This window comes from Caballeronia sp. GAWG1-1, from assembly GCF_023631465.1.
Lineage (GTDB): Bacteria > Pseudomonadota > Gammaproteobacteria > Burkholderiales > Burkholderiaceae > Caballeronia.
The window spans coordinates 45,905-72,778 of record NZ_JALQDB010000014.1; the positions used below are offsets into that span (position 1 = coordinate 45,905).

The following is a 26,874-nucleotide window of genomic DNA, read 5'->3' on the forward strand; positions in this document are numbered from 1 at the left end:
GCTCACTTCGCGCCTCCGGCCTTCACCGCATCCGCAATCCGCGTGTCGAGCGCGTTGCGCAAGGCGTCGCCCATGAAAGTCAGAAGCAACAGGGTCGCCACCAGCACGCCGAAGGTGGACAGCGAAATCCACCACGCATCGAGATTGGCCTTGCCTTGCGCGAGCAGTTCACCGAGCGACGGCGTCGGCGACGGCACGCCCAGCCCGAGAAAATCGAGACTCGTGAGCGCGAGAATCGCTCCGCTCATGCGAAATGGCAGGAATGTGATGACGGGCGTCAGGCTATTGGGCAGCACGTGCCGCCAGATGATCTGCCAGTTGGACAAACCCATCGCGCGCGCGGCGCGTACGTAGTCTTGCGTGCGGTTGCGCAGAAACTCCGCGCGCACGTAGTCCGACAGCCCGATCCAGCCGAACAGCGACAGGAGGATGACCAGCAAAACGAGGCTCGGCTCGAAGATCGACGCGAAGATGATCAGCAGATAAAGCTCCGGCAACGCGCTCCAGATTTCGATCAGCCGCTGCCCGGCGATGTCGGTCCGGCCGCCGAAGTAGCCCTGCACCGCGCCCGCCACCACGCCGAGCACCGTGCCGATGGCCGTCAGCACGAGCGCGAACAGCACCGATACGCGAAAGCCGTAGACGAGCCGTGCGAACACATCGCGCCCGCGGTCGTCGGTGCCGAGCCAGTTCTCGCGCGACGGCGGCGCGGGATTCGAGCCCTTCGAGAAGTAATTGAGCGTGTCGTAGTAATAGTGATTCGGCGGATAAACCGCGAAATTGCCCGGCGCGCTGAAGCGGTCGCGCACGAACGGGTCGAGATAATCGGCGGGCGTCGGATAGTCGCCGCCGAACGTCGTCTCCGCGTAGGTCTGCACGATCGGAAAATACAAGTGTCCCTGGTAGCGCACGACGAGCGGCTTGTCGTTCGACCAAAGCGGGCCGGCCAGGCTGATCGCGAACGCCACGACGAACACGATCAGACTCCAGTAGCCGAGCTTGTGCTGCCTGAAACGCATCCACACCCGCCGCGAAGGCGATGGCGAAACCGGCTCGCGCAAGGGCTGCGCATCGGCGGCGCCGCGTGAGGATCGTGAAGAAGCGGCTCGGTTCATCAGCGCTCCAGTTGCTCGAATTGAATGCGCGGATCGACCCAGACGTAGCAGAGGTCGGAAATGAGCTTGGTCGCAAGCCCGATCAGCGTGAAGAGATAGAGCGTGCCTAGCACGACGGGATAGTCGCGCCGCACCACGGATTCGTACGAGAGCAGCCCGAGTCCGTCGAGCGAGAACAGCGTTTCGATCAGCAGACTGCCCGTGAAGAATGCGCCGATAAACGCTGCGGGAAAGCCGACGATCAGCGGCAAGAGCGCATTGCGGAACACGTGCTTCCAAAGCACGCGTCTTTCGGAAAGGCCCTTCGCGCGCGCGGTGAGCACGTATTGCTTGCGGATTTCGTCGAGAAACGCGTTCTTGGTCAGCATGGTGACGATGGCGAAGCTGCCGACCACCGACGCCACCACCGGCAAGGTGATGTGCCACAGATAATCGACGATCTTGCCGCCGAGCGAGAGCGTGGCCCAGTTATCCGAAGTGAGATTGCGCAACGGGAAAAGCTGCCAGAACGAGCCGCCGCCGAACAGCACGAGCAGCAGCACGCCGAGCACGAAGCCGGGAATCGCGAAACCGATCAGCACGATGAGACTCGTCGCCACGTCGAAGCGCGAGCCGTTTCTCACCGCCTTCGCTATCCCGAGCGGCACCGATATCAGATAAGTGATGAAAAACGTCCATACGCCGATGCTGATCGACACCGGCAGTTTCGACACGATCAGCGACCAGACGCTCTGATGCCGGAAGTAACTGTCGCCGAGATCGAAGCGCGCGAACTTGCCGAGCATCAGCCAGTAACGCTGCAAAGGCGGCTTGTCGAAGCCGTAGAGCGCCTTGAGTTGCGCGACCTGCTGGGCATCCACGCCAGTATGCGTGCGCAGCCCGAAGCCGCCGCCTTCCGCGTTGCCGCGCCGCAGATCGTGCACCGCCTGCTCGACAGGCCCGCCCGGCACGAACTGAATCACGACGAAGGTCAGCGTGAGCACGCCGATGAGCGTTGGGATCATCAACAGAATGCGTTTGAGTATGTAGCTCCACATGGCGCGCGGTCCTGTTATTTCGACGCGGCGGCTTTCGCCCACCACGCCGACACTACCCACTCTTCCGCCGTGTAGTAGAGCGGCAAGGTCGCGGGGTACTGAAGCGTATTGCGATACGCCACCCGATGCGTCGCCGAATACCAATGCGGCACCACGTAATAGCCATTCATCAGCACGCGATCGAGCGCGTGAGTGGCATCGACGAGTTGTTCGCGCGTCTGTGCGCCCACCACTTTTTGCAGAATCGCGTCGACCGCCTTCGACTTCACGCCGGCGAGATTGTCGGAGCCTTGCTCGTCCGCGGACTTGCTGCCGAAGCGCGAGACTTGCTCCGTGCCGGGAATCTGCACGTCGGGCATGCGCACGCTTGTGACGTCGAAATCGAACGCGTCGAGCCGTTTTTGGATCAGCGCGTAGTCGACGGTGCGAAAGTTCATCGTGATGCCGAGCTTTTGCAAATTGCGCCCGAACGCGGCGGCGACCGGTTCCATGGAGGCGCCGCCGCCCGTATCGTCGAGAATCTCGAACACGAAGGGCTCGCCCTTCGCATTGCGCAGCGCGCCATCGCGATACGTCCAGCCCGCCTCGGCGAGCAATCCGCGCGCCTTGATGAGGTTGGCGCGCAGCGATCCGGGCGGATCGGTGTCGGGCTGACGCGGCATCTCGCCGAACACGGACGCCTCGAGGTCCTTTTTGAGCGGATCGAGAATGGCGAGTTCGCCGTCGCTCGGCTTGCCCTTCGCCTGCAAGTCCGTATTGACGAAGAAGCTGTCGATGCGCCTGTACTGATTGAAGAACAGTTGCCGGTTGAGCCACTCGAAGTCGAGCGCGAGATCGAGCGCCTGACGCACGCGCACGTCCTTGAAGAGCGGCCGGCGCGTGTTCATGAAAAAGCCCTGCATGCCGGTGCCGTTATGCTGCGGGAATTCGCGCTTGATGAGTTCGCCGCTGTCGAAGCGCTTGCCGATATCGCGCCGCACCCAGCTTCGCGCAACGTATTCGACGAGCACGTCGTACTCGCCCGCCTTGAAGGCTTCGAGCCGCGCGACCGGGTCCGAATACAGCTTGTAGTGAATCTGCGCGAAATTGAACAAGCCCACGCGCACCGGCAACGCCGCGCCCCAGTAGTTCGGGTTGCGCTTGTACGAGATGGTGCGGCCGTTGTCGTATTGGTCGATCAGATACGCGCCGCTGCCGATCGGCTTCTGAAACGCGAGTTGATCGAACGGAATACGCGTGCCGTCGGGCTTCACTCCCCATTTGCGCGAAAACACGGGAATGCCGCCCGCGAGCAACGGCATCTCGCGCGTCGCGGTCTTGAATTCGAAGCGAATGGTCGATGCATCCACCACGACCGCGCGCGCGATCTGCCCGAAGTACACGGAGAACTGCGGCGCGGCGAGCGGGCTTTTCAGCGTCTCGAACGAGAACTTGACGTCCTCCGCGGTAACGGGATCGCCATTCGAGAAATGCGCTTTCGGGTTGATGTGGAACGTGGTGGACAGGCCATCGGGCGCGACGGCGATGTCGTCGGCAAGCAAGCCATAACCGGTCGATACTTCATCGAGACTGCCGGTGGTCAGGCTTTCGAACATCAGCGAGAGCCCCGGCGCGGGATTACCGCGCAAGGTGAACGGATTGAATTTGTCGAAGCTCGTCAGGCGGTTCGGATTGGCGAGTACGAGCGTGCCGTCGCGCGGCGCGTCGGGATTGACGTAATCGAAGTGACTGAAGCCGGCCGGATATTTCGGCTCGCCATACTGTGCGTAGGCGTGCGCCGCCTCGGCCTGGTTCGCGCCCGAGACGATCGATCCGGCCAGCGCGAGCGCAATGGCCATGCGCCATGCGCGGGTTGGGCGGATCGTCGTGCGAGTCGTCATAAGCTCCTTGGGCGCCGGGTATCGCGCAATCGACGTTCGGGTCGGGCAGGCCATTGCGATGTGAGAGAATTCTACCCAAATCAAAAGCCGTGCGACCGTGGGTCAATTGCGCCGCACGCGCTTGAGGCTCACGCGGCGCGGGCAGATGCGGCTCGTTCGCCACCGTGCGCGACATTGACTTCAAAGGAGCATTCATGGGCTTTCTCGCTGGAAAACGAATTCTGCTGACGGGCTTGCTGTCGAACCGTTCGATTGCCTACGGCATCGCACAGGCCTGCAAGCGCGAAGGCGCGGAGCTGGCGTTCACCTATGTCGGCGAGCGTTTCAAGGATCGCATCACCGAATTCGCAACCGAATTCGAAAGCGATCTGATCTTTCCGTGCGATGTCGCGAACGACGCCGACATCGACGCACTCTTCGCGTCGCTCAAGGAACGCTGGGATTCGCTCGACGGTCTCGTGCATTCCATCGGCTTCGCGCCGCGTGAAGCGATCGCGGGCGACTTCCTCGACGGCATGACGCGCGAAAACTTCCGTATCGCGCACGACATTTCGGCGTACAGCTTTCCGGCGCTCGCCAAGGCCGCCAAGTCGATGCTGTCGGACAGTTCGTCGCTGCTCACGTTGAGCTACCTCGGCGCCGAGCGCGCGATTCCCAACTACAACACGATGGGTCTTGCCAAGGCATCGCTCGAAGCAAGCGTGCGCTATCTCGCGGCTTCGATGGGCAACAACGGCGTGCGCGTGAACGGCATCTCGGCCGGTCCCATCAAGACGCTCGCGGCCAGCGGCATCAAGGGCTTCGGCAAGATTCTCGATTTCGTCGAAAACAACGCGCCGCTCAAGCGCAACGTGACGATCGAACAGGTGGGTAACGTGGCGGCGTTCCTGCTGTCGGATCTCGCGGCCGGCGTGAGCGCGGAAATCGTGCACGTCGATGCGGGATTCAATGCGGTGGTCGGCGGCATGGCGGGCGTGACCGAATAACGCCTGCGGCGCTCGATCATGTGCAGAGGGCTGCTCTCTTGCGAGAGCGGCCCTTTTGCTTTTGTGTTCGGGTTTTTGCAAGTGCTGGCGTCGTGACAGCCGCTTACACAGCGCCATGCATGCGGGCGTGATCTTCGTGAACCTCGCCTTCGGGAACGTTGGCTTTGTGAAGAACGCCTTTGACAGCGTCGTCTAAAGACCCGCTATATCTGCCGACTCGGCAGCCAGACTGGACCAGCGCGTTCAATGCCTGCCATGCGGACCACCATGTCCGTTGCCATGACCATTGCCGTGTCCGTACCCGTTACCGTGTCCGTGTTGCGGCCCGCGATTGTAGCCATGCCCGTAACCGTGGCCGTGATAACGGTTCCAGTCGTTCCGGTTCCAGTAACGGCGCCCATCCCAATACCGGTTTCCATACCAGCCGATGACCACGGGCGGACGCGCATAAACCGGAGCCGGCTGGTAAATCACAGGCGGCGGAGGCGGCGCGTACACAGGCGCGGGTGCAACGTACACCGGCGCGGGGATGCCGACGTTCACGCCTACGTGTACATCGGCGTGCGCGGTGCCACTTATCGCTGACGCGGTCACGATCAACATGCCGCCCAGCACTCGCCCCATAACATTCACTTTCATCGCGTGGTCCTCGTTTTGTTTTGATTGGCTTGCGACAAAATATAACGGACGCCTTTCAGCGCAATATTTCAGCTTTGTAAGTTCTTCCCATGACGTGGCTCTCGTCAGGAGAAACCTTACCTTTTGTTACACGCTGCCGCGCGGCGACAAATAAAAAGCCACCCTTCGACCGGGTGGCTCTCTCTTAGCGCGACGTTCGCTCAATGGTCGTGATGACCGTGATCGTGATGATCGTAGTCGCGGCCGCCGTATCCGTGACCGCCGTGACCGCGGTTCCACTCGTCGCGGTTCCAGTAGCGATGGCCATCCCAGTACTGGTCGCCATGCCATCCGATCACGATAGCCGGTTGCGCATAAACCGGCGGAGGCGGCGGCGCATAGACCACGGGCGGAGGCGGAGGCGCATAGACCGGCGCCGGCGCAACATATACGGGCGCGGGCACGCCGAGATTGATGCCGACGGAAACGCCCGCCATTGCCGCGCCGGACAGCGTCATACCACCGATGACGAACGCTCCTGCGAGCGCGGATGTCCTCAATACCTTGTTCATGTGAAGCCCACCTCGATGGGATGTTTGTTGTGTTGAGTGGACTATATCGAACGAACGCCTTTGCTTGTGTGCCACTTGGTAACGTCCCATTACCAATGCCTACCAGACAAATGATTACGGAGAGTAAGGATCATGCACGCCGCGCGCCAATGAGAAACGGCGGCTCGTGAAAGCCGCCGTCAGGGACCGTGCAACGGGCACTAATTGGGCAGTTCCTGTCCGCGCGTTTCAGGCGCGAGCGGAATCACCGCGAGGCCGATGAGAAACGCAATACCCGTGAGCGCGATCGGCACGCCGAGCGTCTTCATATGCAGCACCATCGCGCCGATGCCGAAGTTCACGATCGCGCCGAAGAAGCGTCCCACCGACGTGCAGAATGCGAATGCCGTTGCCCGGACGCGCGTTTCGAACTGTTCCGGCAGCCACAAGCTGAAGAGCGCGAAGTTGCCGCCGAAGAAGCCGAGCACGACGAGCAGCGCAATGAACGGCACGAGCCCGTTCGGCAGATAGAACGCCCAGCCGAACGACAGCGCAATGGAAGCCGCCATGCCGACGAAATACACCGCGAGCGTCTTGCGCCGGCCGATGCGCTCGGCCATCGGCGGCAAGGCGAGACAGCCGATGATCGTGCCGATGGACAGCAAGCCCGTCGCGATCGACGCCATGCGCGCGGCTTCCGGCTTGCTCATGCCGGCCTTCGTCGCAAGCTGAATGACTGCCGACGGTTCATACACCGCGCCCGCCCACAGACCGATGATCGCCACGGTCAGCAGCACCGCCGCGACGATCGTGCGCTTGCGATACTGCGGCGAGAAGATCGTGCGCAACGAACCGTGCTGCTTGACGGCAGGCGCGCTCGTCGCTTCGGCACGCTGCCACTTGTCGGTTTCCTTCACGCGCAAAAGCACGAGAATCGATACGACGACCGGGAACAGTCCAACCAGAAACATCGCGCGCCAGCCGAATGCCGCGCCGATCGTGTAGTTGAGCGCGGCCGCCAGAAAGAAGCCCGCGTAATACCCTGTTTGCAGATAACCCGCGCCCATCTTGCGACGATCTTCCGGCCATGCCTCGGCGACGTACGTTCCGGCAAGCGCCCACTCCCCGCCTATGCCGACGCCCGCAAAGAAGCGATAAATGCCCAACTCCCAAACCGAATGCGATGTCGCGGCCAGCCCCGTGAAAATCGCGAACGTGAAGATGGTCGCGGCGAGCACCTTGGTGCGCCCGAAGCGATCGGCGAGCGGTCCCCAGATGAACGACAGTCCCCATCCGACCAGAAAGAGCGCGAAGAGTATGGAGCCTGCAAGACCGACGTTCGCGGGCGTGGCGGCGTAGCCCGAACGCGGCAGCAGTTCGGTGAGCGCGGGCGCAAGCACGAGCGCGTAGATGAACGAATCCATTCCGTCGAGCGTCCAGCCGGCCCACGCACCCCAGAAGCCGGTGATCTGCGAGCGGTTGAGCGGGGTTTTGATCGGGCGCGAGGCGCGTAACTCTCGGTCCACCGTGGTTGGCATGGCCATGTCTCCGGAAAGGGGAATATAGATACACGCGCGCTCTCGATTCTTGTCAGCCGCTCCCAGCTTAGGGAAAGCACCTTCTGTGAAGTCGCGCATCGTTTTATATATAATATTTGAACATTGACACGCGGCAAGTCCGCACTTACACCTAGCCATGCCGACAGATCTCTCCACTTCCGATGCAGCGCAGCCACTTGCATCGTTTCGTCACGCACAGTTCGAACCGCGCCAGAGCACGTCGCGCTTCATCGCGGATGCGTTGCGCACGGCTATCGTCGAAGGTGCGTTGTTGCCGGGCGAACCGCTGCGCCAGGACGCCATCGCACGGCAGTTTTCGGTGAGCGCGATTCCGGTGCGCGAAGCGTTCCGGCAGCTCGAAAGCGAAGGCTGGGTGACCATCGAGCCGAATCGTGGCGCGGCCGTCAGCCTGCAATCGGCCGACGAGGCGCGCGAGATCTACGAGATACGCGCGTCGCTCGAAAGCTTGGCGATCGGCATCGCGCTCGAACATCACACGGCGGAAACGCTCGCCGAATCGCAGCGTCTGCTCGAAGCGGCGGAAAGCGAGCCGGACCCGGCGCTCTACGTCGTGCGCAACGAGCAGTTCCATATGAGCCTTTACGCGCCGGCGGACCGGCCGCGTCTGATGGAGCTGATCGGCCAGATGCATCGGCGCGGCGAACGTTATTTGCGGCTGAAGCTCGGCTTGCCGATCCACAAGGATTCGTCGGATGCGGAGCATCGCGCGATTCTTGCCGCGCTCGTCGCCCGCGATATCGAACAGGCGCAAACGCTCGTCGCGCGTCATCTGCTTGCGACAGGCGATTTGATCCACCGCTTTCTCGCCGATGCGCAAGCGCTTGCCGCGGCGAGCCATGTCAAGAAGAAGCGCCGCCCGCGCGCCGCGCCCGCAACGGCTTCTGCAACCTCTTTGAAGGAGGATCGATGAACTCGTCCCCGACGCCTGCCACGTCGCCCGCGCGCGACACGAGCCCGCAAACCCGGCAGTGGAACACGCGCGCGCAGGAAAAAGCGCGCCGCCTCAAGCTGATCGAACCGTGGCTCGACGGCTCGGTGCTCGCGACCGACCGTATCGTCGATGCCTTGCACGCGCTGATCGTCACGGGCGACCGCGTAGCGCTCGAAGGCAACAATCAGAAACAGGCCGACTTCCTCTCGCGCGCCTTCGCCAGACTCGATCCCGAACGCGTGCACGACGTTCATCTGCTGATTTCGAGCATCAGCCGCCCGGACCATCTCGCGCTGTTCGAACAGGGCATCGCGCGCAAGGTCGATTTCGCGTTCGCCGGTCCGCAAAGTCTGCGCGTCGCGCAACTGCTCGAAGACGGACAACTCGAGATCGGCGCGATCTATACGTATATCGAACTGTATGCGCGCATGTTCATCGACCTCACGCCGCAGGTGGCGCTCGTGTGCGCGGTGCAGGCAGACCGGCACGGCAATCTCTACACGGGCGCGAACACCGAAGACACGCCTACCATCGTCGAGGCCACCGCGTTCAGACATGGCATCGTGATCGCGCAGGTCAACGAGATCGTCGATGAACTGCCGCGCGTCGATATCCCCGGTTCGTGGATCGATGTCGTCGTGAAGGCAGACCGCCCGTTCGCCGTCGAGCCGCTCTTCACGCGCGATCCGCGGCATATCGGCGAGTTGCAGATTCTCATGGCGATGATGACCATTCGCGGCATCTACGACCGCTACGGCGTGACGTCGCTGAATCACGGCATCGGTTTCGATACGGCGGCCATCGAACTTCTGCTGCCGACATATGGCGAATCGCTCGGGCTGAAGGGAAAGATCTGCACGCACTGGGCGCTCAATCCGCATCCGACCTTGATCCCCGCGATCGAAAGCGGCTGGGTGCAGAGCGTGCACTGCTTCGGCAGCGAGGTCGGCATGGAGGACTACATCACGGCGCGGCCGGACGTGTTCTTCACCGGCCGCGATGGCAGCCTGCGTTCTAACCGCGTGTTCTGCCAGTTGGCAGGGCAATACGGCGTCGATCTCTTCATCGGTTCGACCCTGCAGATGGACGCCGACGCCAACTCGTCCACCGTCACGCTCGGGCGGCTGGCGGGCTTCGGCGGCGCGCCCAACATGGGCCACGATCCACGCGGGCGCCGTCATTCGAGCGAGGCGTGGCTCAAGCTGCTGAAAAACGACGGCCCGAACCCGGCCATCGCGCGCGGTCACAAACTCGTCGTGCAGACCGCCGAGACGTACAAGAAAGGCGGCGAGCCGACCATCGTCGATGCATTGGATGCCATCGCCGTCGGTGAAAAAAGCAACATGCCGATCGCGCCCGTCATGATCTACGGCGACGATGTCACGCACGTCGTGACGGAAGAAGGCATCGCGTATCTGCATGCGGCCGAAGGCGTCGATGAGCGCCGCGCCGCGCTTGCCGCCGTGGCGGGCGTCACGCCCATCGGCGTGCGCGCGGATGCGAAGAAGACCGCGGAGTTGAGAAGGCGCGGCATCGTCGCGTTGCCGGAAGACCTCGGCGTGCGGCGCGGCGAAGCGAAGCGTTCGCTGCTCGCGGCACGCAGTATCGACGACCTGGTGGCGTGGTCGGGCGGTCTGTATGCGCCGCCTGCGCGCTTCAGAAGCTGGTGAGCGCGATGGGTTCGTATATGTCTGACCGTGAAGACGAAGCGTCGAGCCTTTGCGTGGTTGCCGACATTCCCGCTGGCGTGTGTTCGTGGAACGCAGAGGCGCGGCTCGATGACGCCACGCATGCGAACCCGTCGAATTCGCGTGCCGTCGCAACGCACGCCAATACCGGAGCCGCTGCCCGCCCGAGCATGGGCCATGCGATGCAAACGGCGCTAGCGTCGCGCGAAGCCACTCGGTTCGCCCACTTGCAGCCGATCGCGCCCGATGCCATCGCGATGCGCGCCGTGGCCGCGCTCATCGACGAAGCGTGTCTCACACCGAAACCCGCATTGGTGGACCGGCGCGGCAGCGGCGCGCATCGCGATTTGTCGCTCGACATCATGTTGCGCTCGGCAAAAGCGTTGCACCCCACGTTTCTCGCCATCGCTCGCGCGTCGGCCGATCTCGACCCGTCGCAGACGTTACGCGAACAGCTTGCACGCATTGGCCGCGAAGGCGAGATTGCGATGATGCGCGCGACCGCCGGCAGCAACGCGCATCGCGGTGCGATCTGGATCGTCGGCTTGCTGTGCGCCGGTTCGGCAATGCATGCGCCCGACGACAGCGCGGCGATCTGCGCAAGCGCGGCACGCATCGCGCGCTTCGAGGATCGTTACGCGCCCGCGTCGGCACAAACGAGTCACGGCGCGCGCGTGTCGGCGCGATACCGTGTGGCGGGCGCGCGCGGCGAAGCGTGCGATGGCTTTCCGCATGCGCTCGAAATCGGGCTGCCCGCGCTCGATGCAGCCCGTCGCCGCAATCTCGATGAAAACGACGCGCGCCTCGAAGCGCTCGTCGCGATCATGGCGTCGCTCGACGATACCTGTCTCCTGCATCGCGGCGGCATGACGGCGCTGCGAGTCGCGCAACACGGCGCGCGTCGTGTGCTCGACGCAGGCGGCGTTGCATCGGCGAGCGGCAAGACAGCGCTTCACGAGCTCGACCGCGAGCTGCTCGCGCTCGATGCATCGCCTGGCGGCGCCGCCGACTTGCTTGCGGCGACGCTCTTTCTCGACAGTCTCAGGCGCTTGCATTGATTCGCAACGCGCGCATCGAAGAGGAACGATGATGGAAAACATCCGATACGAATACCCCGCCACCCGCCCCGTGCCGCGTCGCGCGCACGTCGGCGTGGTCGGCTCGGGCGATCTCGAAGTGCTGCTCTCGCCATCGGCGACAGCGAATGCGGAAGTGGTGATCCGCACGAGCGTCGACGGCTACGAGCATGTCTGGAAGAGTGTGCTCGACCGTTTTTTTCAGCGATACGACGGCGCCGCGAAACTGGAGCTCAACGACTTCGGCGCGACGCCCGGCGTGGTCATGCTGCGCCTGAATGAAGCCGTCGAAGCCAGCGAGGGCACGCCATGAACGCTCACGACACCTTTCTCGCGCGTCACAGCTTCATCGAGATGACCGCGCGCGAACGCGCCCGCGCCCTGCTCGATGCCGGCACCTTTCGCGAACTGCTCGGCCCCTTCGACCGGCTCGAATCGCCGTGGCTTGCCATGCAGAACGTCGTCTGCCAGTCCGACGACGGCGCGGTGATCGCGCGCGGCATGCTCGATGGCGAACCCGCCGTGATCGCGGCGATCGAACCCGCGTTTCAGGGCGGCAGCATCGGCGAAGTCTCGGGCGCGAAGATCGCGGCCGCGCTCGAAATGGCGCTCGGCGAATTCGAAGCGGGCCGCTCGATTCGTCCCGTCGTGCTGTTCGAAACGGGCGGCGTGCGCCTGCAGGAGGCGAACCTCGGGCTTGCGGCCATCGCCGAGATTCAGGCGGCGATCGTCGCGTTGCGGCGGCACGTGCCGGTGGTCGGCGTGATCGGCGGCATGGTCGGCTGCTTCGGCGGCATGTCGCTCGCGGCGGCGCTCTGCACCGAACTCGTGATGACGCGGCAGGCGCGCCTTGGCATGAACGGGCCGGAGGTGATCGAACAGGAAGCGGGCATCGAGGAGCTCGATTCGAGCGACCGGCGCCTCATCTGGTCGATGATTGGCGGAGAAGAACGCGCGGCGGTCGGCCTCGTCGATGCGCTCGTCGAAGACGATACCGCGCAAGTACGCGACGCGGTGCTGGCGGCGTTCGCGCGCGGCGTGCCGACGCGTCATCGCACCGAGGATGTGGACGGTTTCATCGAGCGTCTGGCGCGCGTGAACCCGGACGCCATCGATCCCGAAACGCTGCGCACGCTCTGGAGTGCATCACGATGAACACGACAACTCTCTCGCGCGGCGAACGCTGGATCGACGCGCTGACTTCGCCTGCGTCCGGCGCGCAAGCCGGTCCGATTCGCGCGCGTGGCGGGCTTTTGAACGGCGAGCACGCGCATTTTCTCGCCGTCGTGCCCGATCCGGACAACCGCTTTCCACGCGCTCGCGACAACGTCGTCGGCCTCGAACAGGGATGGCTGCTGGCGCGCGCGGTGCGCGAGGTTATCGACGCGGATCGCGAGCGTGACGTGAAGCGTCCGATCGTCGCCGTCGTCGATGTCAAAAGTCAGGCTTATGGCCGGCGCGAGGAACTGCTCGGCGTGCATCTTGCCTGCGCCGCTGCCGTCGATGCTTATGCGAGCGCGCGTCTTGCGGGTCATCCAGTGATTGCGTTGATCGTCGGGCCGGCCATGTCGGGCGCGTATTTGGCGCACGGGTATCAGGCGAACCGGATCGTCGCGCTCGATTCACCTGGCACCGCCGTGCACGCAATGGGTCGCGAAGCAGCCGCGCGCGTCACGCGGCGCAGTGTGGAAAGTCTGGATGCGCTCGGCGACACCGTCTTGCCGATGTCGTACAAGATGAGCGCTTATGCAAAGCTCGGGTTGCTGCATGAACTGATCGAAGGCGTCGATGCGGATGCGCCCTCGGCGGCCGAGATCGAGCGCGTGAAGGCATCGCTTGCGGCGGCCGTGAACGATGCGCGCGGTGCTTTGCGTGATCTGTCGAGCCGGCTTGGTTCTGCCGATGCGAAGCGCACGCGGGCTGCGTCGGTGGAGGTGCGCAAGCGGATGCGTGAGCAGTGGGATGAAGCTTGAGTCGGGGCGGTGCTCCATGCGGCTTGGCGCATCGAGAATGGCTTGTCACGCACCAATGAAGCAGCTGTCACCGACGATGAGCTCCGCTTCGACGCAACATGCAAGAGGCCTTTGTGCGGCCCGTTTGCCGCGCATCGTTCGACACGGTCGCGCGATTCGTGACTGCGCGTGCCCAGCAAGCGTCACCGATGAGAACAATGATGAACGCAAGGCAGTATGAGATACGGCCACATGACCTGCTGAAGATCGACACGCTGTCGTCATCGGCCGGAGGCGGCGCGGATGTCGCGGCCTCGCTTCTCTTCGCGCCCAACGTGCCGTCCTGGGTCGCCACCTCGCTCGCGCGCTCACCTTTCGTCGTCGTCCGCCGTGCGCCGCGCCTGGGCGACGCAATTCCCATCGGCGTACGCGGTTCGACGCGCGGCGAGCGCTTCGGCGCGTGGATCGATCAACGGTCGATCGCGTCTGCGTTGTCTCCCGAAGCCTTGCTCGAACGCACGCCCGATTCGCACCGCGCACACTTGCCCGCGTTCGCGCTTCTGCGGGCAATCTCGTCTTCGTTCCAGGCAACGGGACTCGCCTGGGGCCCCGCCGGCAGCACAGGCTTCGAACTCGCGAGCGGTACACCCACGGTCACACCCGAAAGCGATCTCGACATCGTGATTCGCGCGCCCTCGCCGCTTTCGCGCGATGCAGCCGCCGCGCTTCTCGACACACTGTCGCGAACCGCGCGGGAGATCGGCACGCGCATCGACGTGCAGATCGAAACGCCGGAAGCCGCCTTCTCGCTCGCGGAATTCGCGCGCGCGAATCTACGCGTGATGCTGCGTCACGCCGACGGGCCGCGACTCGTCGCCGATCCGTGGGCAGCCGCATGATCGCGTATCTCTTTCCGGGACAAGGTGCGCAGACGCCGGGCTTTTTGCATCGGCTGGGCGGCGAGCGGCCGCATCCGGTCATCGGACAGACGCTCGCCGAAGCATCCGACATCCTCGGCGAAAACATCCTGCAACTCGATGACGCCACCGCGCTTGAGTCGACCGTCGCGGTGCAAGTCACGTTGCTGGCGGCAGGCGTGGCGGCGGCGCGTGGGCTTGCGGCCGAAGGTATCGAGCCGGAAGCCGTCGCGGGTTTGTCGGTCGGCGCGTATGGCGCGGCGGTGACGAGCGGCGCCATTGCGTTCGACGATGCCCTGCGCCTCGTTCGCCTGCGCGCGACGCTCATGCAGAACGCGTATCCGCACGGCTACGGCATGCTGGCGGTGCTCGGGCTGAACGAACGAGAGATTGCACGCGTGATCGCCGACGGTCACGCCGATGCCTATATCGGCAATCTGAACGCGCCGCGTCAAATCGTCGTATCCGGCAGCGATGATGCGCTCGAAGCCGTGAGCCGCCTCGCGCTCGAACGCGGCGCGCGCAAGGCCGAACGGTTAGCGGTGAGCGTGCCTTCGCATTGCGTGCTGCTCGAAGACGCGGCCACGCAATTGATCGAAGCTGCCGCGAAAGTCCGCTTCGATGCGCCACGCGTCCCATATGTCGGCAATCGCGGCGCACGCGTGCTGCGTCGCGCCGATGCCGTGCGCGAAGACCTCGCGACCAACTTGCGCTATCCGGTGCGCTGGCACGAATCGACCATCGCGCTGTTCGAACTTGGCGCAAACGTCTTCGTCGAAATGCCGCCCGGCCACACGCTGACGCAACTCGCAAGCGACGCCCTGCCCGATGCGCAGGCGCTATCCATGGACGCCGCGTCCACTCATCCGACCGCCGCTCGCGTACGCGCGGCAAACCAGCGCGCCGCAGATTGATCCACTTTTTCTGCACTTTTCCGACAGCGAATTGTCAACGCCCGTAAGCAAAATCAGAATGTTCCGCTAGCTTTTTGTTCGACGGACATCGACGATGCCGCTCCGTGCGCGAAGCATCGCGTCACGGACGCCCCAAAAACAATTCTAGGAAGACCGAAACATGAAATTCATCCGCTTGGCGCTCGCGGCGCCCGCTCTGTGCGCGCTCATCTCCTGTAGCAGCATGAACGCGCTTAATCCCGACACGTTGTTGCAGTCTGGCCAACTCGCATCGCAAGCCTTCACGCTGAGTGACGCCGATGTGCGCACGCTCTCCGACAAATCGTGCGCGGACCTGGACAAGGAAAACAAGATTGCGCCGGCGTCGAGTCAATACACGCAGCGTCTGAACCGCATCTCGAAGCAACTGGGCGACAACATCAATGGCGTGCCGGTCAACTACAAGGTCTACATCACGAAGGACGTCAACGCCTGGGCGATGGCCAACGGTTGCGTGCGCGTGTACAGCGGCCTCATGGACGCAATGAACGACGACGAAGTGCGCGGCGTGGTGGGCCACGAAATGGGTCACGTGGCGCTCGGCCACACCAAGAAAGCGATGCAGCTCGCCTATGCGACCTCGGCCGTGCGCTCGGCGGCGGCATCGACGGGCGGCGCGGTGGCGAATCTGTCGGCATCGCAACTGGGCGACTTGTCCGAGAAGTTCGTCCAGGCGCAATTCTCGCAATCGCAAGAAAGCGCCGCCGACGATTATTCGTTCGACATGCAGAAAAAGAAGGGATACAGCCCGGCTGGCCTCGTGACGGCGTTTCAAAAGCTCGCGACGATCGACGGCGGCAAGTCGAGCATGATGGATTCGCACCCGTCGTCGCCTTCGCGCGCGAAGCACATTCAGGATCGGATTGCGTCGGGCAAGTAAGGACCGTGCAAAAAAAAGCGCGAGCAGCGGTTGCTCGCGCTTTCGATTCCAATTCGTGACGATCAGAAGTAGTAATGCACGCCGACGGTCAGGCTGTCGTTACGACGATGGCCGCCGTCGCAGTGCGCCGTGTCGGCCGTGTATTCGCCAGCGACACTCCATTGCTTCGCGAACTTATACTCGACGCCCGCGCCATAGTGCAAGCGCGTGTCCGGCCAGGTGCCAGTGAAGCCCACGCGCGCGTAAGGCATGATGTTGCCGTCGATAGGCATGCCGACTTTTACGTCGATGCCGCCGTCCTTCTTGGTCGTGGAACCAGCGTGAAGATCAGCGAATCCTTCGACGCCGACCACGAACTGGTTGACATCGACGTTATAGCCTGCCGTCAGGCCCGGAAAGAACGTCGTGTGCGTCGATTCCTCGAAACCGTGTCCGGTTGCATCGGAGAAATTCAAGCCGAGCTTCGCGCCGACGAAGGGGCCGGCAAATTCGCTAGCGTGCGCGCTAGCGATACCGAGCAGCGAGACGAAAATCGGCGCCGCTACCTTTTTGATACTTACCATGAGTGAGCCAACCGTGAGAAAGGCGTCGCCAGAACACGCAAATCGAATTCAGGCAAGAAAATAATCGAGACAGCGCAGGCTGTCTTGCAATTGACTGCTTCCAAACCGTCAACGCGCAAGATTAGTTTCCGATTGTTAACTCGGATAGCGGACTTGTCTTAAAGGTTGGGCTCGGCGGCGTAGGGCGTGACATGCGTCACGTGTTGCCTGGCCGATGACGCCGATGAGACCGGCACGCCTCATGGGAAAGTGGCGGCGATTGATGGTAGTACCGGCGGATGAGTGAACTTGCCGCCTACTTCCCGCGCAGAATGTCCCAAATTGCGATACTTCCCAAAAGCAAAACGACGATCAGCGCCGCCGTTCCAAGCACGTTAAAAATCACATTCACGATCAACTTCGTCGCCTCCATACACTGCCTGTTTTTTTGAATGGTTCGAGTAAGTATTCGCTATTTTTGCACGCCAGCCGTTTGAACGATCGAAGATGGGAACTGACTCTCATACATGATCGTGCGTCGCTCGTTCTTTATTGCGTGTGGAAGACCTCGTCCGGGCGGAGGGTTTCTCCTGAACCATCCTGATATTGCAATCTGCCATTCGGTCGGTGTGTGACGCGTGGCACGTCCGAGACATGGCTGGCGTGCTCCGCAAAATTTCTAAGCTTGGACCCTGAACACGCCATCTCCACAAAGTTGCATTCCAAAAGACATCGATAGACTCGCTCCGATGATAAGATCGTTAGTCTTCTTTAGCTTTCGAACGCGTCGTTTTCGTCAGAGCCGATTTTCTTCAACTTGGCTCGCTCGTGTCGTTCATCGTGCGAAACCATCCGCCATTACGCGAAAGCGATTACATAGCCCACAACCGTGACTTCAGACCGCATACCCATGCGATCGTCTTGATGTCCCGTGGTCAAACTCGCAGCGTCCTTAAAGACTCGTCACTTCTCTCATCGTCAACAGTGCGACATCCCCTCGTTAGCTCATCCAATTGGAGCATCACTTAAATGAAAATCACGCTATTGGTGAGTTCCATGGGAAGCGGCGGCGCGGAACGGGTCGCGGCCACGCTCGTGAATGCCTGGAGTGAGCGCGGTGACGATGTCACGCTAGTCGCTACATATAGCGGTAAGGGTGATTGCTTTTACAAGATTTCCGAGAACGTTCGCTTCATCTATCTGACTGACCGTGCAGGGAGTCAAGGCGGCAAGTTATCAAGCTTCGTTCAGCGACAGCGGGCTTTGCGCTCGCTCATCCGGGAGAACCGTCCCGACGTTGTGATTTCCTTTTTAACCAATGTCAACGTAGCCGCAATTCTTGCAACATTAGGCTTGGGCATTCCGGTTATCGCTTGCGAACATAACGATCCATCTCGCGACGGACGATCCGCGTTATGGAAACTGCTTACTCGTCTGACTTACCCGCATGCCAGCGCGATAACGGTGCTCACCGAAAATGTCGTCGCGCCGTTCAAGACAATGGTGCCCGGCATGCGACATATTGCTGTCGTCCCAAATCCGCTGCCTGACGAATTATTCCAGCAGTCGGCGCCGTCTATCGAAACCGGCGCGCGCATGCGCCTCGTTTCGCTCGGACGATTGCATCCGCAAAAGAACTATCGCCTTTTGATCGACGCATTCTCGTCCATTGCGAATGCGTGCCCAGAATGGGATCTGTGGATATGGGGTGAAGGCGCCGAACGCGCATCGCTCGAAGCGGAGATCGAAAGGCGAGGTATGACCCAGCGCATCTTTCTTCCGGGTGTCACCGAAAAACCATGGACGGAGATTCTGCGCTCGCAGGCATTCGTCATGTCATCCCGCTTCGAAGGATTCGGCCTCGCCCTCGCCGAGAGTATGGCTTTAGGCGTTCCCGCCATAGCTGTCGATTGTCTCAGTGGTCCGCGCTACATCACGCGCGACGGGCAGGACGCGCTGCTTGTGCCAGTCGCCAATCCGCAAGCGTTAGCCGCTGCAATTCAAAGGATGCTCACCGATGACACGCTGCGTGCCGAACTGAGTCGCAAAGGCGCAAAGTCCGTTCGCGAGCGATATTCAACGAATACGATTCTTCGCGTGTGGGACGAGTTGTTCACGCGCGTTGGCGTGGACAACGACGATGCCGCGGCGCGCCGACCCATCCATGAAAACGACATGACAGATTACGACTCACACGAATCGCAAGGCGCCTACGACTCGACGCGCCGTTGATATCGCCTAATGAAGAAAATAGCTGTAGACATCAGCCTGATAATTCTTGAGGGCATCTGCCGACAGGGCTAGAAGAATCAGCGCAGTCCACCATATCAAGAACGCGTTCCTGAATCGAATTTGCGAAATCACGTACGGCAGCAGTAACGCTATGCAATACCACACGCGTCCCTTCCCAAAGGGAAACAGCACATACGCGAAGACCAAATAAGCCATGAGCGCAACGTGCATCGTGCATAGCTCCGTCCATACCTTGTCCTTCGCTGTGCCCTTCTCTTTCCATTGCGTATAAAGCACGATGACAGAAGCCGTTGCATAGACGATCAACAGGATGAGCAGCCGGATAGTGAAATCGTCCTGGTAGTCCGCATATTCCTCGACACGCCTGCCGCCGAAATTATTGAAAAGATAGCCCGCTGCGGCGGCGAGTAGGAACGCCGTCAAACTCGAAACGATCAACGCTCGCCATTTTCGATCTCCGCACGCTCGAATGGAGAGCAATAGCAACGCGGGTATCGCGAAGGTCGTATGAACGAAGCTCGCGAGCACCCATCCGAGGACGGGCCGCTGATAGCGCAGCGTGATAAGCATCGCTATGCCGAATGCCAAACCTTGACGGATTTGAAACAGTCCGACCGTAGCCAAGGCTACCGGAACGACCGCCCAAAGAAGCAGCCCTAGTAGCGGTCGCCGGACTTCTAAAAGCGCCGCAATGACAAGTGCGTTCGCCAATACGACGGTCACTCTTACACCAATATCGGGTGTTACGCCGAACGCATTCAATACGATCAACCAGGTACGCCAGCCGAATTCCTCCGTCACCGTGCTGATGACAAAACTGAGCGTTGAAGTGCGTGTCTGATAAAGATTGACGAACCAGTCCCACGTTGTCTGGCTGAAGTACTCCAGGTAATTGTCCTGATCTAGCAGCATCGTACGATCGCCTACCGCAACCACCACCAGCAACAGAATCGCTATCAGGATGAATAGCCAGCCGCCAGGAGTAGTCAGGTAGGCTCGCGCCTGAGTTTTGCGACGGGGAACTGGTGGACTCGGCGCTTGAGTCATTCTGGCTTTCATCGAAATTCTTTTAGGTCGGATAATGCGCTCGGCGCCGGCTTGCTGCCTTGCGAGGTTGTCGTCGGCGAAGTGCGCCGGTTATCGAATAGTCTTCAAGTTTGTTACTACGATCTGCGGTCCGCGCTTGTCGTAATTGTGGCTTTCGACGGAAAGAAGCTTTGGCTTGATCCAGGTCGCCGATCGATTGACGATTCGTCCTTTCACAATTGAACCTTTGGTATCGAGACCTGAAACGCTAAAGGCGGCGATCTTCGCGGATTCATCGCGCTGACCGCTGATATCGATCTGCACCTCCTTGGGCTCGACACCCGCAATCTTCAAGAGATAGACGAGGATGCCGATCTTGCAGTTTCGCGTGACAGGATTGACGATCCTGATGTTCTCCAGCACGTCACGATTCGAATTGGGCTCGATATCCAGACCCGCCGACGGCGCCGTTCCACCGATGTTCTCCCACAGACCGCGTTCAATAAAAACGTTCCTTCCGCTGATGATGGATATTCCCTGTCGACGACAGTTATTCGCGTGATGGTCGATCACGTGAATATCCTGAGGCGGCATGCTGGTCGGCTGATAACTGTTCGCCAGGTAGATACCGTCGCCCCAGCAACCCACCGTGGTTGCCGATTTGATCGTGATTTTTGAACTACCTGCTATCGAAATGCCCATGCCGTAGCCTTCCGAATGCGTTTTGGGCTGCGCCGAGTTCAACTCACGACTGCCGTCCAGCGTCGCGTTCTCCAGCACAACGTCGCTCACGTCCCACATGCGCAACATTTGATACGAAGGCGTGTCATGCGCAAGCAACTTGATCGAGGCGCCCGGTTCGAAGCGAACGCGCGAGCCGCTTCGCAGACTCAGTCCTTGCGTGTCGATGCGGCATTGTCCGCCAATGAGTAACGTCTTGCCAACTGAGCGATCGATCGCATCCTGAAGACGCGACGTGTCATTGCTCACGCCATCGCTCACGACGCCGAAGACACTCGCATGCACGACGTCGTCTTCATTCGATATCTTAGCCGCCGCCGACCGACACGCAAGCCCATGCGCCAGAGGCATCGACGCTATGACTTTGAGCGCAACTCTTCTGCTTATCATGATCGTTCTCAAGCGTTCTGCGTTGTTCCATACACCGCAACGGTCCGCTCGATCACGATCCTTTCGTCGAACTCTGCGAGCGCGCGAACGCACGCATTGGCACCGATCGTTTCGCGCAACACCGGGTCGTCATGCAGACGCGCGATTGCATCTGTCAGTGCGACGCTGTCCTTCACCGGAACGCGCAAGCCATCGACGCCATCTTGACTCACGACCTCGCGACAACCCGGCGCATCCGTCGTCACCAGCGCGATGCCGCATGCTGCGGCTTCGATCATCGCCTTTGGCAACCCTTCTCTATAACTGGGCAACACCATGATGTCGATGTCGCGTAGCAACGCCGGCATGTCACCGACATGACCGAGCCAAGTCAGCGTGCCCTCCTCGACCCAGGCCTCAACCGTTTTTGTCGGTACCGAAGCAGGATTGCCCTCGTCGGGATCGCCGGCGAGCAGGAATTCGAACGAGCGCTGGCTGTTTCGCAGCGCGCGAGCCGCTTCCACGTATTCCGCGATGCCTTTGTCCCAAAGCAGGCGCGCAGCCAGCAAAACGCGAATCGGTCGTGGCGTGCCGCTCGTGTCCTTCGCGCGTTGGGCGAACTTCTGTACGTTCACGCCCGATCCGGGAATGAGGTGGATGCAAGACTTGTCGACGATACCGGCGTTGATGAACATCGCGACATCGTCCGGGTTCTGGAGAATCAGCGATGCGCCGCGGCCATTCAACGTCGCGCGCATCAATATTTTGACCAGCGGTCGTAAGACGCGCGCCTTCAACGAATCGTTCGTAAACACGAAGCCGAGACCTGCCACAGCGTTGACGCGCTGCCTGACGCGCGCGAGACGCGCCGCAAGCGAACCGTACACCGCGCATTTAATGGTGAACCCATGCACGACATCTGGCCGCTCTTTGCGAAACAGGCGGCATAGGTGCAAGACCAGCAAGAGTTCCCGCAAGGGGTTCAGACTGCGTCGTTGCATCGGCACGGGAAGCCAGCGGAATCCGGCGTCCTCTAACCCCGCGACATAAGGCCCCGGCGGCGACATGAGCAACACCGACCAGCCATTGTCCCGAAGATACCTCGCGAGCGACAAACGAAAATTGAAAAGGTACCAATCCGTATTGGCAAAGAGAACGACTTTTTTCATGACCTACCGACCTAACTCACGTCGAAACTTGAACCGCCAGTACAAATAAAGCGCTGATCCGAATGGCAGATTCAACAGCACCTGCAAGCGATGCCCGGACGCCATCGCGATCTGGTACACGGAACGTCGCGCCAAAAACTCGTAAGCAATGAGCCGCCACGTCATCACGATCCGCGTGCGCATGTTGACCGGCGGCGCGATTGCCCAGCGAATGCCGTGTGCGGACCCGACCGGGCACAGGACCGTCAGCGCCGCGCCGCCTCGCGTCAGACCATCGGACAGATACTCGCAAACATAGAAGCCGATGTTCACGTGCAGCATGCGATACCGCCGCCCGATCATTCCCCACACGGCGGACTCCATCATGAAGCGCTCGCCTTCGACTTCCGGAAAAGGAAACTGCTTCAAGATGTCTGCGCGCCAGACTTCGGCCTTGTCGCCACGCACACCGCGATTGATGCGCATATCGATGTATGTCGCCAACTCGCGGTCCGGTTCGAAACGGTCACCGATCACGCCTCCATCCGCGCGCAGTCTGAGAAAGCTCATGCCGCATACGTCGGGAATGGTTCGACACGAAGACCAGTTTTCGCGAATCGTTGCGATGGCATCGAGCGTGAGCGTGTCATCGCTATCGACCGTGATGATCAACTCGCCCTTCGCAAGCGCGAAGCCCCGATTCAGCGCGGTATGCTTCCCGCCGTTCGGTTTCTGAATGTAGCGTAGCGGCCAATCGACCTGATGAGCCCAGCGCTCGCAAAGCGCGCGCGTGTTGTCGACGCTGCCATCATCGACGACTATCCATTCGAAATCTCTGTCGCTTTGTTTTTCGAGGCTGGCGAACAAGCTTGGCAACTGAGCCGCACGGTTATAGCTGGCGGTAATAACAGAGATGAACGTCATCGAGAAAACTTGACAATGCGTGGCATGCTTGTAACGCGCTTCCAGGTCGGCGATCGCGTCAGACAAGGCATCGGCGAGAAATCAGGCTGCATGCTCTTGCTCCATGTCCTCTTCCTCGTTCTCGTGGATGGAGAAAAGGTAGAGAACGAACACGACGCCGGCCATGACAGCAGTGCCTACGGGAAGCGCGGCCAAACCGAGCATTGGTGTGAAGGCGAAGTTGGCCGCGACCTTGGCGACGAAGCCTGCGCATGTGATGAACGCGATCGACCGATAGCGCCCTTCGCTGGCAGCCATCTGCATCAACACTAATGTGGCAAATGCTGGCGCTAATTGCAGCGTGAACCAGCGAAGCAAGACCGCGACATGTTCAGTATCGACTGCCGTGAAAGCGCCTCGTTGAAACAGCACACGCACGATCAAAGGCGCGGCGAACGAAGCGACACATGCCGCCACGGCGCCGATTCCGAACATGACGTAGGCCCATTTGATCGCCATGGATCGAGCGCGCTCGCGTTCGCCATTACGGATTGTCTGCGTCAACACGGGCAACGTCGCCCTTCCGATTGCCGATGCACCGAGACCCATCAGCAACGCAATCAGCCGATTGGCATAACCGAGCGTGGCGACCGCTCCAGCGCCATCACGGGTCGCCATGTATTGATCGATAGGCACGATACAAGCAAGGATGGCCTGACTGACGAGCATGACGCCGATCGAATGCGCCATGGCCCGCCACTGCGGCGAACTGAATCCGAAGCGAATGGGAGCGCGGACCTTATCCGCACGCCTTGCGAACATCGACAACAAATAGACTTGCAGCGCAAGTCCGAGCGTAACGGCCATGTAAAGCGGCTTGATCGACGAACCGGTACTGAGGATCACCACGAAAAAGAGCACTGCAGCCGGCACGGCTTCGAGCAACGTGTTGATATGCCGCTCGCGTGCCTGCAAGCGCGCGGCATCGATACACATGAGCAAGGTGAGCGGCACGAGCGGCGACATGCCGACGATAAATTGCATCGCGAGCGATCTCGTATGCTCGGGCAGCGTTCCACCCACATAGGTGATCACCACGGGCGATGCGAAAACGAGCACGTTGGCGATGGCAAGACCGACCAGCCACGCCAAGCCACGCAATTCGCCGATGAAGTTGGCGAGCGTGTCCGTGTCGTCGTTGCGCATGCGCACGAGCACGGGAATCAGCACGGTACTGAGCACCGTGACGAGCATGGAAGGTATCCATGTGGCGAGCGTGAAGGACAACTGGTAGGCATCGACGATACCGCTCACGCCATAGCGATACGCGATCGCCATTTCCTTGAAGGCGCCGGCACTTTTGCCCATGAGCACGAAGAGCGATACCCATGCCGCGCCCTTCGCTATCCTGCGATGATCCGGATGCGCGTTCGCAAGCTTGGCCCGAAGCTTGGAGGCCAGTCCGAAGCTCATGTCCGCTTCTCTCTGCGATGCCGCGGAACGACCTTGCCCGCGCGCGCGGCGACTTCGCGCCAGGTCGACTCATACGCTTGCTGCATCCGCTCGAGACCGAAGTTACTCACAATGCGAGTGCGCGCGCGTTCCCTGCGCGCTTTACCTTCAGTCGTGCGGCTCATTGCAATTGCTGCACCAAGCGCCTTTGAAAGCGCGACTGAATGACCAGGCGGGACGACCCATCCTTCGCTACCGACTATCGTGGCAACGTCGCCTACATCGGTATTCACGCTCAACGTGCCGCAAGCCATCGCCTCGGCGACCACGTTCGGGAACGCTTCGCCAGCGCTCGGCAGCACGTGGATATCGAGCGCGTTCATGACACCTGGGATATCGTCCGACGGTCCCGCCAGAAGCACGCGTTCGCGCAAACCGACAGCATCGAGCGATGCGAGAAGATCGGCGTTCGCGGATGTCATGTCGGCGCCGACGAGCACCAGCTTGAAAGCGACGCCATTATCGGCGAGCATCGCTGCGGCGCGAAACAGGTTCGGATGGTCTTTCTGAGGATTCCAACGCGCGACGCATCCGATAAGCGGCGTATCGTCCGAGACTTGCCAGAGCTGTCGTTGCGCGGCCCTTGCACGAGGATCCGGCGAGAAGCGTTCGATGTCGTAGCCGTTCGGGATCCACGAGAACTTGCTGCCGTCATAGCCGATCTGTTGATGCGCGGCCTGGCCTCGTTTCGAGCAGCACACGATGCGGTCCGGCACGAAGCGCGAGAGCAATCCGCACATCTTCGCGATCCGGACCGTCATGCGTGTGTTCTTGTCGGAATCGAGATTCGCGTGGTGAACCGCCCAGCAAATCGGCTTGAAGCGCGTCAGATAGGCAAGCACGCCGCCGATGAGATCGGCGTGATACATCCAGGTCTGCACGACGTCCGGGCCGAACGCGCGCATGACCGACCAGAGACGAAGCAACGCGTGCGGCTTGATTCGGCCTCTCGAACAATTCAGCGATTCGACTTCGATGCCTTGTTCGAGCAACTTCGCCGTGTAGTACCCTTCTCCGCGCATACAGACCACGCGATGCTCGATACCGCTCGTGCGCCCGTGCGACACAACCTGGAACAACACCGCCTCTGCGCCACCGCGATCAAGGCTGCTGATGATATGCAGAACCTTCATCGCGATGTATTACCGTTGCTCGCATCGGAAGATTGGACGTGGTCTCGCTGCGTCTTCGTCGACGCGATATACCACGGCACGGCGGTCCGAATGCCTTCGTCGAGCCGCACGCCGTCGGCATATCCAAGCATCGACTTCGCCTTCTCTATACTGGCCTGCGAATGACGTACGTCCCCTGCGCGAAACGCGCGGTATGTCGGCGGCCGATCGTATCGAATGCCGTGTTCTTCAAGCGTGTCACGCAGCAAGCCGAACAACTCGTTCAATGTCGTGCGATCGCCGAGTGCGACGTTGAAGACCTGTCCGCGCACATCATCGCTCGCCATTGCTGCGAGCAGATTCACCTGTACCGCGTTATCGACGAAGCAGAAGTCGCGGCTCGTCTCGCCGTCGCCATTGATCTGCACGTCTTCGCCGCTCATCATCGTGGCGATCCAGCGCGGAATGACCGCCGCATACGCGCCGTTCGGGTCCTGGCGTTTGCCAAAGACGTTGAAGTAGCGCAAGCCCGTCGCCTTGAAGCCGTAGCAGCGCGCGAAGACTTCTGCATAGAGCTCATTCACGTACTTCGTGACGGCGTAAGGCGAAAGCGGACGTCCGATATTCGCTTCCTCTTTGGGAAGCGCCGGATGATCGCCGTATGTTGAACTCGACGCCGCGTAGGTGAAGCTGGACACGCCTGCATCGCGCGCGGCGACCAGCATGTTGAGGAAGCCACCGATGTTCACCTGATCAGTCGCCACCGGATCGTTCAGCGAACGCGGCACCGAACCCAAGGCGGCCTGATGCAGCACATGCTTTACGCCAGCGACAGCGGTCTCGCAATCTCGCGCATTGCGGATATCGCCTTCTATCAGCGTGAAGCGTGACCATTGCTCCGGCAACACCGAGGACGCCACTTCATCGAGATTGCGCCGATGACCGGTCGCGAAGTTATCGAGCCCGACGACCTCCTGATTCAGCCTGAGCAGCGTCTCGACGAGATTCGAACCGATGAATCCCGCCGCGCCCGTGACCAGCCATCGCACTGGATTCGCTCGCAACGCTTCGCAGATAACCTGATAGCGATTCATCGTGAGTATC

The 26,874-nt window shown here is 61.2% G+C and carries 25 protein-coding genes; 11 read left to right on the forward strand and 14 right to left on the reverse strand.

Annotation, left to right across the window (positions count from 1 at the left end; genetic code table 11):
- Window positions 1-2 precede the first annotated feature (2 nt).
- From NCT03_RS08885 to NCT03_RS08895, 3 genes are read right to left on the reverse strand one after another with little or no spacing between them, the layout of a single operon-like run.
- Window positions 3-1,115: an ABC transporter permease gene (locus NCT03_RS08885; RefSeq protein WP_250465141.1), complete on the reverse strand. Its 1,113-nt coding sequence runs from the start codon at window positions 1,113-1,115 to the stop codon at window positions 3-5.
- Window positions 1,115-2,152: a microcin C ABC transporter permease YejB gene (locus NCT03_RS08890; protein ID WP_244825509.1), complete on the reverse strand. Its 1,038-nt coding sequence runs from the start codon at window positions 2,150-2,152 to the stop codon at window positions 1,115-1,117. Before NCT03_RS08890 ends, NCT03_RS08885 begins: the two co-directional genes overlap by 1 nt.
- Before the next feature lie 14 nt (window positions 2,153-2,166).
- Complete coding sequence (locus NCT03_RS08895; RefSeq protein ID WP_250492623.1) at window positions 2,167-3,990, reverse strand: extracellular solute-binding protein; 1,824 nt, start codon at window positions 3,988-3,990, stop codon at window positions 2,167-2,169.
- Between the two features lie 236 nt (window positions 3,991-4,226).
- Here NCT03_RS08895 and fabI point away from each other — a divergent pair, with 236 nt between their 5' ends.
- Complete coding sequence (fabI, locus tag NCT03_RS08900) at window positions 4,227-5,018, forward strand: enoyl-ACP reductase FabI (RefSeq protein ID WP_244825511.1); 792 nt, start codon at window positions 4,227-4,229, stop codon at window positions 5,016-5,018.
- 243 nt (window positions 5,019-5,261) lie between these two features.
- Here fabI and NCT03_RS08905 read toward each other — a convergent pair whose 3' ends face one another.
- From NCT03_RS08905 to NCT03_RS08915, 3 genes are all read right to left on the reverse strand, one after another.
- Window positions 5,262-5,657: a hypothetical protein gene (locus tag NCT03_RS08905; protein ID WP_244825513.1), complete on the reverse strand. Its 396-nt coding sequence runs from the start codon at window positions 5,655-5,657 to the stop codon at window positions 5,262-5,264.
- Between the two features lie 200 nt (window positions 5,658-5,857).
- Window positions 5,858-6,208, reverse strand: a complete 351-nt coding sequence (locus NCT03_RS08910; RefSeq protein ID WP_502800363.1) for a hypothetical protein — start codon at window positions 6,206-6,208, stop codon at window positions 5,858-5,860.
- Between the two features lie 200 nt (window positions 6,209-6,408).
- Window positions 6,409-7,725: an MFS transporter gene (locus NCT03_RS08915; protein ID WP_244825515.1), complete on the reverse strand. Its 1,317-nt coding sequence runs from the start codon at window positions 7,723-7,725 to the stop codon at window positions 6,409-6,411.
- Between the two features lie 157 nt (window positions 7,726-7,882).
- Here NCT03_RS08915 and NCT03_RS08920 point away from each other — a divergent pair, with 157 nt between their 5' ends.
- The 9 genes from NCT03_RS08920 to loiP all read left to right on the forward strand — a co-directional run bounded on the left by NCT03_RS08920 (window position 7,883) and on the right by loiP (window position 16,164).
- Window positions 7,883-8,677 carry a GntR family transcriptional regulator gene (locus tag NCT03_RS08920; protein WP_250492535.1) on the forward strand — a complete coding sequence of 265 codons (795 nt, stop codon included), beginning with the start codon at window positions 7,883-7,885 and terminating at the stop codon, window positions 8,675-8,677.
- Window positions 8,674-10,368 carry a malonate decarboxylase subunit alpha gene (mdcA, locus tag NCT03_RS08925; RefSeq protein WP_250492536.1) on the forward strand — a complete coding sequence of 565 codons (1,695 nt, stop codon included), beginning with the start codon at window positions 8,674-8,676 and terminating at the stop codon, window positions 10,366-10,368. The genes NCT03_RS08920 and mdcA overlap by 4 nt, the downstream gene beginning before the upstream one ends.
- 200 nt (window positions 10,369-10,568) lie before the next feature.
- A complete protein-coding gene (locus NCT03_RS08930) occupies window positions 10,569-11,444 on the forward strand; it encodes a triphosphoribosyl-dephospho-CoA synthase (protein ID WP_284503149.1) in 876 nt (291 codons plus the stop codon).
- A gap of 31 nt (window positions 11,445-11,475) precedes the next feature.
- Window positions 11,476-11,775 carry a malonate decarboxylase subunit delta gene (locus NCT03_RS08935; RefSeq protein ID WP_244828068.1) on the forward strand — a complete coding sequence of 100 codons (300 nt, stop codon included), beginning with the start codon at window positions 11,476-11,478 and terminating at the stop codon, window positions 11,773-11,775.
- Entirely contained in the window at window positions 11,772-12,617 is an 846-nt protein-coding gene (locus NCT03_RS08940; RefSeq protein WP_250492537.1) for a biotin-independent malonate decarboxylase subunit beta, read from the forward strand. The genes NCT03_RS08935 and NCT03_RS08940 overlap by 4 nt, the downstream gene beginning before the upstream one ends.
- Window positions 12,614-13,435 carry a biotin-independent malonate decarboxylase subunit gamma gene (gene mdcE / locus NCT03_RS08945; RefSeq protein WP_250465148.1) on the forward strand — a complete coding sequence of 274 codons (822 nt, stop codon included), beginning with the start codon at window positions 12,614-12,616 and terminating at the stop codon, window positions 13,433-13,435. Before NCT03_RS08940 ends, mdcE begins: the two co-directional genes overlap by 4 nt.
- A 197-nt stretch (window positions 13,436-13,632) precedes the next feature.
- Window positions 13,633-14,313: a malonate decarboxylase holo-ACP synthase gene (locus tag NCT03_RS08950; protein ID WP_250492538.1), complete on the forward strand. Its 681-nt coding sequence runs from the start codon at window positions 13,633-13,635 to the stop codon at window positions 14,311-14,313.
- On the forward strand, window positions 14,310-15,245 hold the full coding sequence (mdcH, locus tag NCT03_RS08955; RefSeq protein ID WP_250492539.1) for a malonate decarboxylase subunit epsilon: 936 nt from the start codon (window positions 14,310-14,312) through the stop codon (window positions 15,243-15,245). Before NCT03_RS08950 ends, mdcH begins: the two co-directional genes overlap by 4 nt.
- A gap of 160 nt (window positions 15,246-15,405) precedes the next feature.
- Window positions 15,406-16,164, forward strand: coding sequence for a metalloprotease LoiP (loiP, locus tag NCT03_RS08960; RefSeq protein ID WP_250492540.1), 759 nt, complete (start codon window positions 15,406-15,408; stop codon window positions 16,162-16,164).
- Between the two features lie 62 nt (window positions 16,165-16,226).
- On the opposite strand, the gene NCT03_RS08965 is transcribed toward loiP, so the two are convergent.
- On the reverse strand, window positions 16,227-16,727 hold the full coding sequence (locus NCT03_RS08965) for a porin family protein (protein ID WP_250492541.1): 501 nt from the start codon (window positions 16,725-16,727) through the stop codon (window positions 16,227-16,229).
- A 1,008-nt stretch (window positions 16,728-17,735) separates the two neighbouring features.
- On the opposite strand from NCT03_RS08965, the gene NCT03_RS08970 reads away from it, so the two are divergent.
- Complete coding sequence (locus NCT03_RS08970) at window positions 17,736-18,938, forward strand: glycosyltransferase family 4 protein (protein ID WP_250492542.1); 1,203 nt, start codon at window positions 17,736-17,738, stop codon at window positions 18,936-18,938.
- A gap of 6 nt (window positions 18,939-18,944) precedes the next feature.
- On the opposite strand, the gene NCT03_RS08975 is transcribed toward NCT03_RS08970, so the two are convergent.
- From NCT03_RS08975 to NCT03_RS09005, 7 genes are all read right to left on the reverse strand, one after another.
- Entirely contained in the window at window positions 18,945-20,018 is a 1,074-nt protein-coding gene (locus NCT03_RS08975; protein WP_250492543.1) for an EpsG family protein, read from the reverse strand.
- Window positions 20,019-20,096: 78 nt separating this feature from the next.
- The gene (locus NCT03_RS08980; protein WP_250492544.1) at window positions 20,097-20,975 is read right to left on the reverse strand and encodes a right-handed parallel beta-helix repeat-containing protein; all 879 of its coding nucleotides are present in this window, start codon (window positions 20,973-20,975) and stop codon (window positions 20,097-20,099) included.
- A 149-nt stretch (window positions 20,976-21,124) separates the two neighbouring features.
- The gene (locus NCT03_RS08985) at window positions 21,125-22,264 is read right to left on the reverse strand and encodes a glycosyltransferase family 4 protein (protein ID WP_250492545.1); all 1,140 of its coding nucleotides are present in this window, start codon (window positions 22,262-22,264) and stop codon (window positions 21,125-21,127) included.
- A 3-nt stretch (window positions 22,265-22,267) separates the two neighbouring features.
- Entirely contained in the window at window positions 22,268-23,167 is a 900-nt protein-coding gene (locus NCT03_RS08990; RefSeq protein WP_250492546.1) for a glycosyltransferase family 2 protein, read from the reverse strand.
- Window positions 23,168-23,248: 81 nt separating this feature from the next.
- Window positions 23,249-24,619, reverse strand: coding sequence for a murein biosynthesis integral membrane protein MurJ (gene murJ / locus NCT03_RS08995; protein ID WP_250492547.1), 1,371 nt, complete (start codon window positions 24,617-24,619; stop codon window positions 23,249-23,251).
- On the reverse strand, window positions 24,616-25,791 hold the full coding sequence (locus NCT03_RS09000) for a glycosyltransferase family 4 protein (RefSeq protein WP_250492548.1): 1,176 nt from the start codon (window positions 25,789-25,791) through the stop codon (window positions 24,616-24,618). The genes murJ and NCT03_RS09000 overlap by 4 nt, the downstream gene beginning before the upstream one ends.
- Window positions 25,788-26,864 carry an SDR family oxidoreductase gene (locus NCT03_RS09005; protein WP_250492549.1) on the reverse strand — a complete coding sequence of 359 codons (1,077 nt, stop codon included), beginning with the start codon at window positions 26,862-26,864 and terminating at the stop codon, window positions 25,788-25,790. The genes NCT03_RS09000 and NCT03_RS09005 overlap by 4 nt, the downstream gene beginning before the upstream one ends.
- Window positions 26,865-26,874: the final 10 nt, after the last annotated feature.

Coding starts and splice junctions, on each gene's coding strand:
- NCT03_RS08885 (WP_250465141.1), bottom strand. CDS start 1,115: ATGAACCGAGCCGCTTCTTCACGATCCTCACGCGGCGCCGCCGATGCG.
- NCT03_RS08890 (WP_244825509.1), bottom strand. CDS start 2,152: ATGTGGAGCTACATACTCAAACGCATTCTGTTGATGATCCCAACGCTC.
- NCT03_RS08895 (WP_250492623.1), bottom strand. CDS start 3,990: ATGGCCATTGCGCTCGCGCTGGCCGGATCGATCGTCTCGGGCGCGAAC.
- fabI (WP_244825511.1), top strand. CDS start 4,227: ATGGGCTTTCTCGCTGGAAAACGAATTCTGCTGACGGGCTTGCTGTCG.
- NCT03_RS08905 (WP_244825513.1), bottom strand. CDS start 5,657: ATGAAAGTGAATGTTATGGGGCGAGTGCTGGGCGGCATGTTGATCGTG.
- NCT03_RS08910 (WP_502800363.1), bottom strand. CDS start 6,208: ATGAACAAGGTATTGAGGACATCCGCGCTCGCAGGAGCGTTCGTCATC.
- NCT03_RS08915 (WP_244825515.1), bottom strand. CDS start 7,725: ATGCCAACCACGGTGGACCGAGAGTTACGCGCCTCGCGCCCGATCAAA.
- NCT03_RS08920 (WP_250492535.1), top strand. CDS start 7,883: ATGCCGACAGATCTCTCCACTTCCGATGCAGCGCAGCCACTTGCATCG.
- mdcA (WP_250492536.1), top strand. CDS start 8,674: ATGAACTCGTCCCCGACGCCTGCCACGTCGCCCGCGCGCGACACGAGC.
- NCT03_RS08930 (WP_284503149.1), top strand. CDS start 10,569: ATGCAAACGGCGCTAGCGTCGCGCGAAGCCACTCGGTTCGCCCACTTG.
- NCT03_RS08935 (WP_244828068.1), top strand. CDS start 11,476: ATGGAAAACATCCGATACGAATACCCCGCCACCCGCCCCGTGCCGCGT.
- NCT03_RS08940 (WP_250492537.1), top strand. CDS start 11,772: ATGAACGCTCACGACACCTTTCTCGCGCGTCACAGCTTCATCGAGATG.
- mdcE (WP_250465148.1), top strand. CDS start 12,614: ATGAACACGACAACTCTCTCGCGCGGCGAACGCTGGATCGACGCGCTG.
- NCT03_RS08950 (WP_250492538.1), top strand. CDS start 13,633: ATGATGAACGCAAGGCAGTATGAGATACGGCCACATGACCTGCTGAAG.
- mdcH (WP_250492539.1), top strand. CDS start 14,310: ATGATCGCGTATCTCTTTCCGGGACAAGGTGCGCAGACGCCGGGCTTT.
- loiP (WP_250492540.1), top strand. CDS start 15,406: ATGAAATTCATCCGCTTGGCGCTCGCGGCGCCCGCTCTGTGCGCGCTC.
- NCT03_RS08965 (WP_250492541.1), bottom strand. CDS start 16,727: ATGGTAAGTATCAAAAAGGTAGCGGCGCCGATTTTCGTCTCGCTGCTC.
- NCT03_RS08970 (WP_250492542.1), top strand. CDS start 17,736: ATGAAAATCACGCTATTGGTGAGTTCCATGGGAAGCGGCGGCGCGGAA.
- NCT03_RS08975 (WP_250492543.1), bottom strand. CDS start 20,018: ATGAAAGCCAGAATGACTCAAGCGCCGAGTCCACCAGTTCCCCGTCGC.
- NCT03_RS08985 (WP_250492545.1), bottom strand. CDS start 22,264: ATGAAAAAAGTCGTTCTCTTTGCCAATACGGATTGGTACCTTTTCAAT.
- NCT03_RS08990 (WP_250492546.1), bottom strand. CDS start 23,167: ATGACGTTCATCTCTGTTATTACCGCCAGCTATAACCGTGCGGCTCAG.
- murJ (WP_250492547.1), bottom strand. CDS start 24,619: ATGAGCTTCGGACTGGCCTCCAAGCTTCGGGCCAAGCTTGCGAACGCG.
- NCT03_RS09000 (WP_250492548.1), bottom strand. CDS start 25,791: ATGAAGGTTCTGCATATCATCAGCAGCCTTGATCGCGGTGGCGCAGAG.
- NCT03_RS09005 (WP_250492549.1), bottom strand. CDS start 26,864: ATGAATCGCTATCAGGTTATCTGCGAAGCGTTGCGAGCGAATCCAGTG.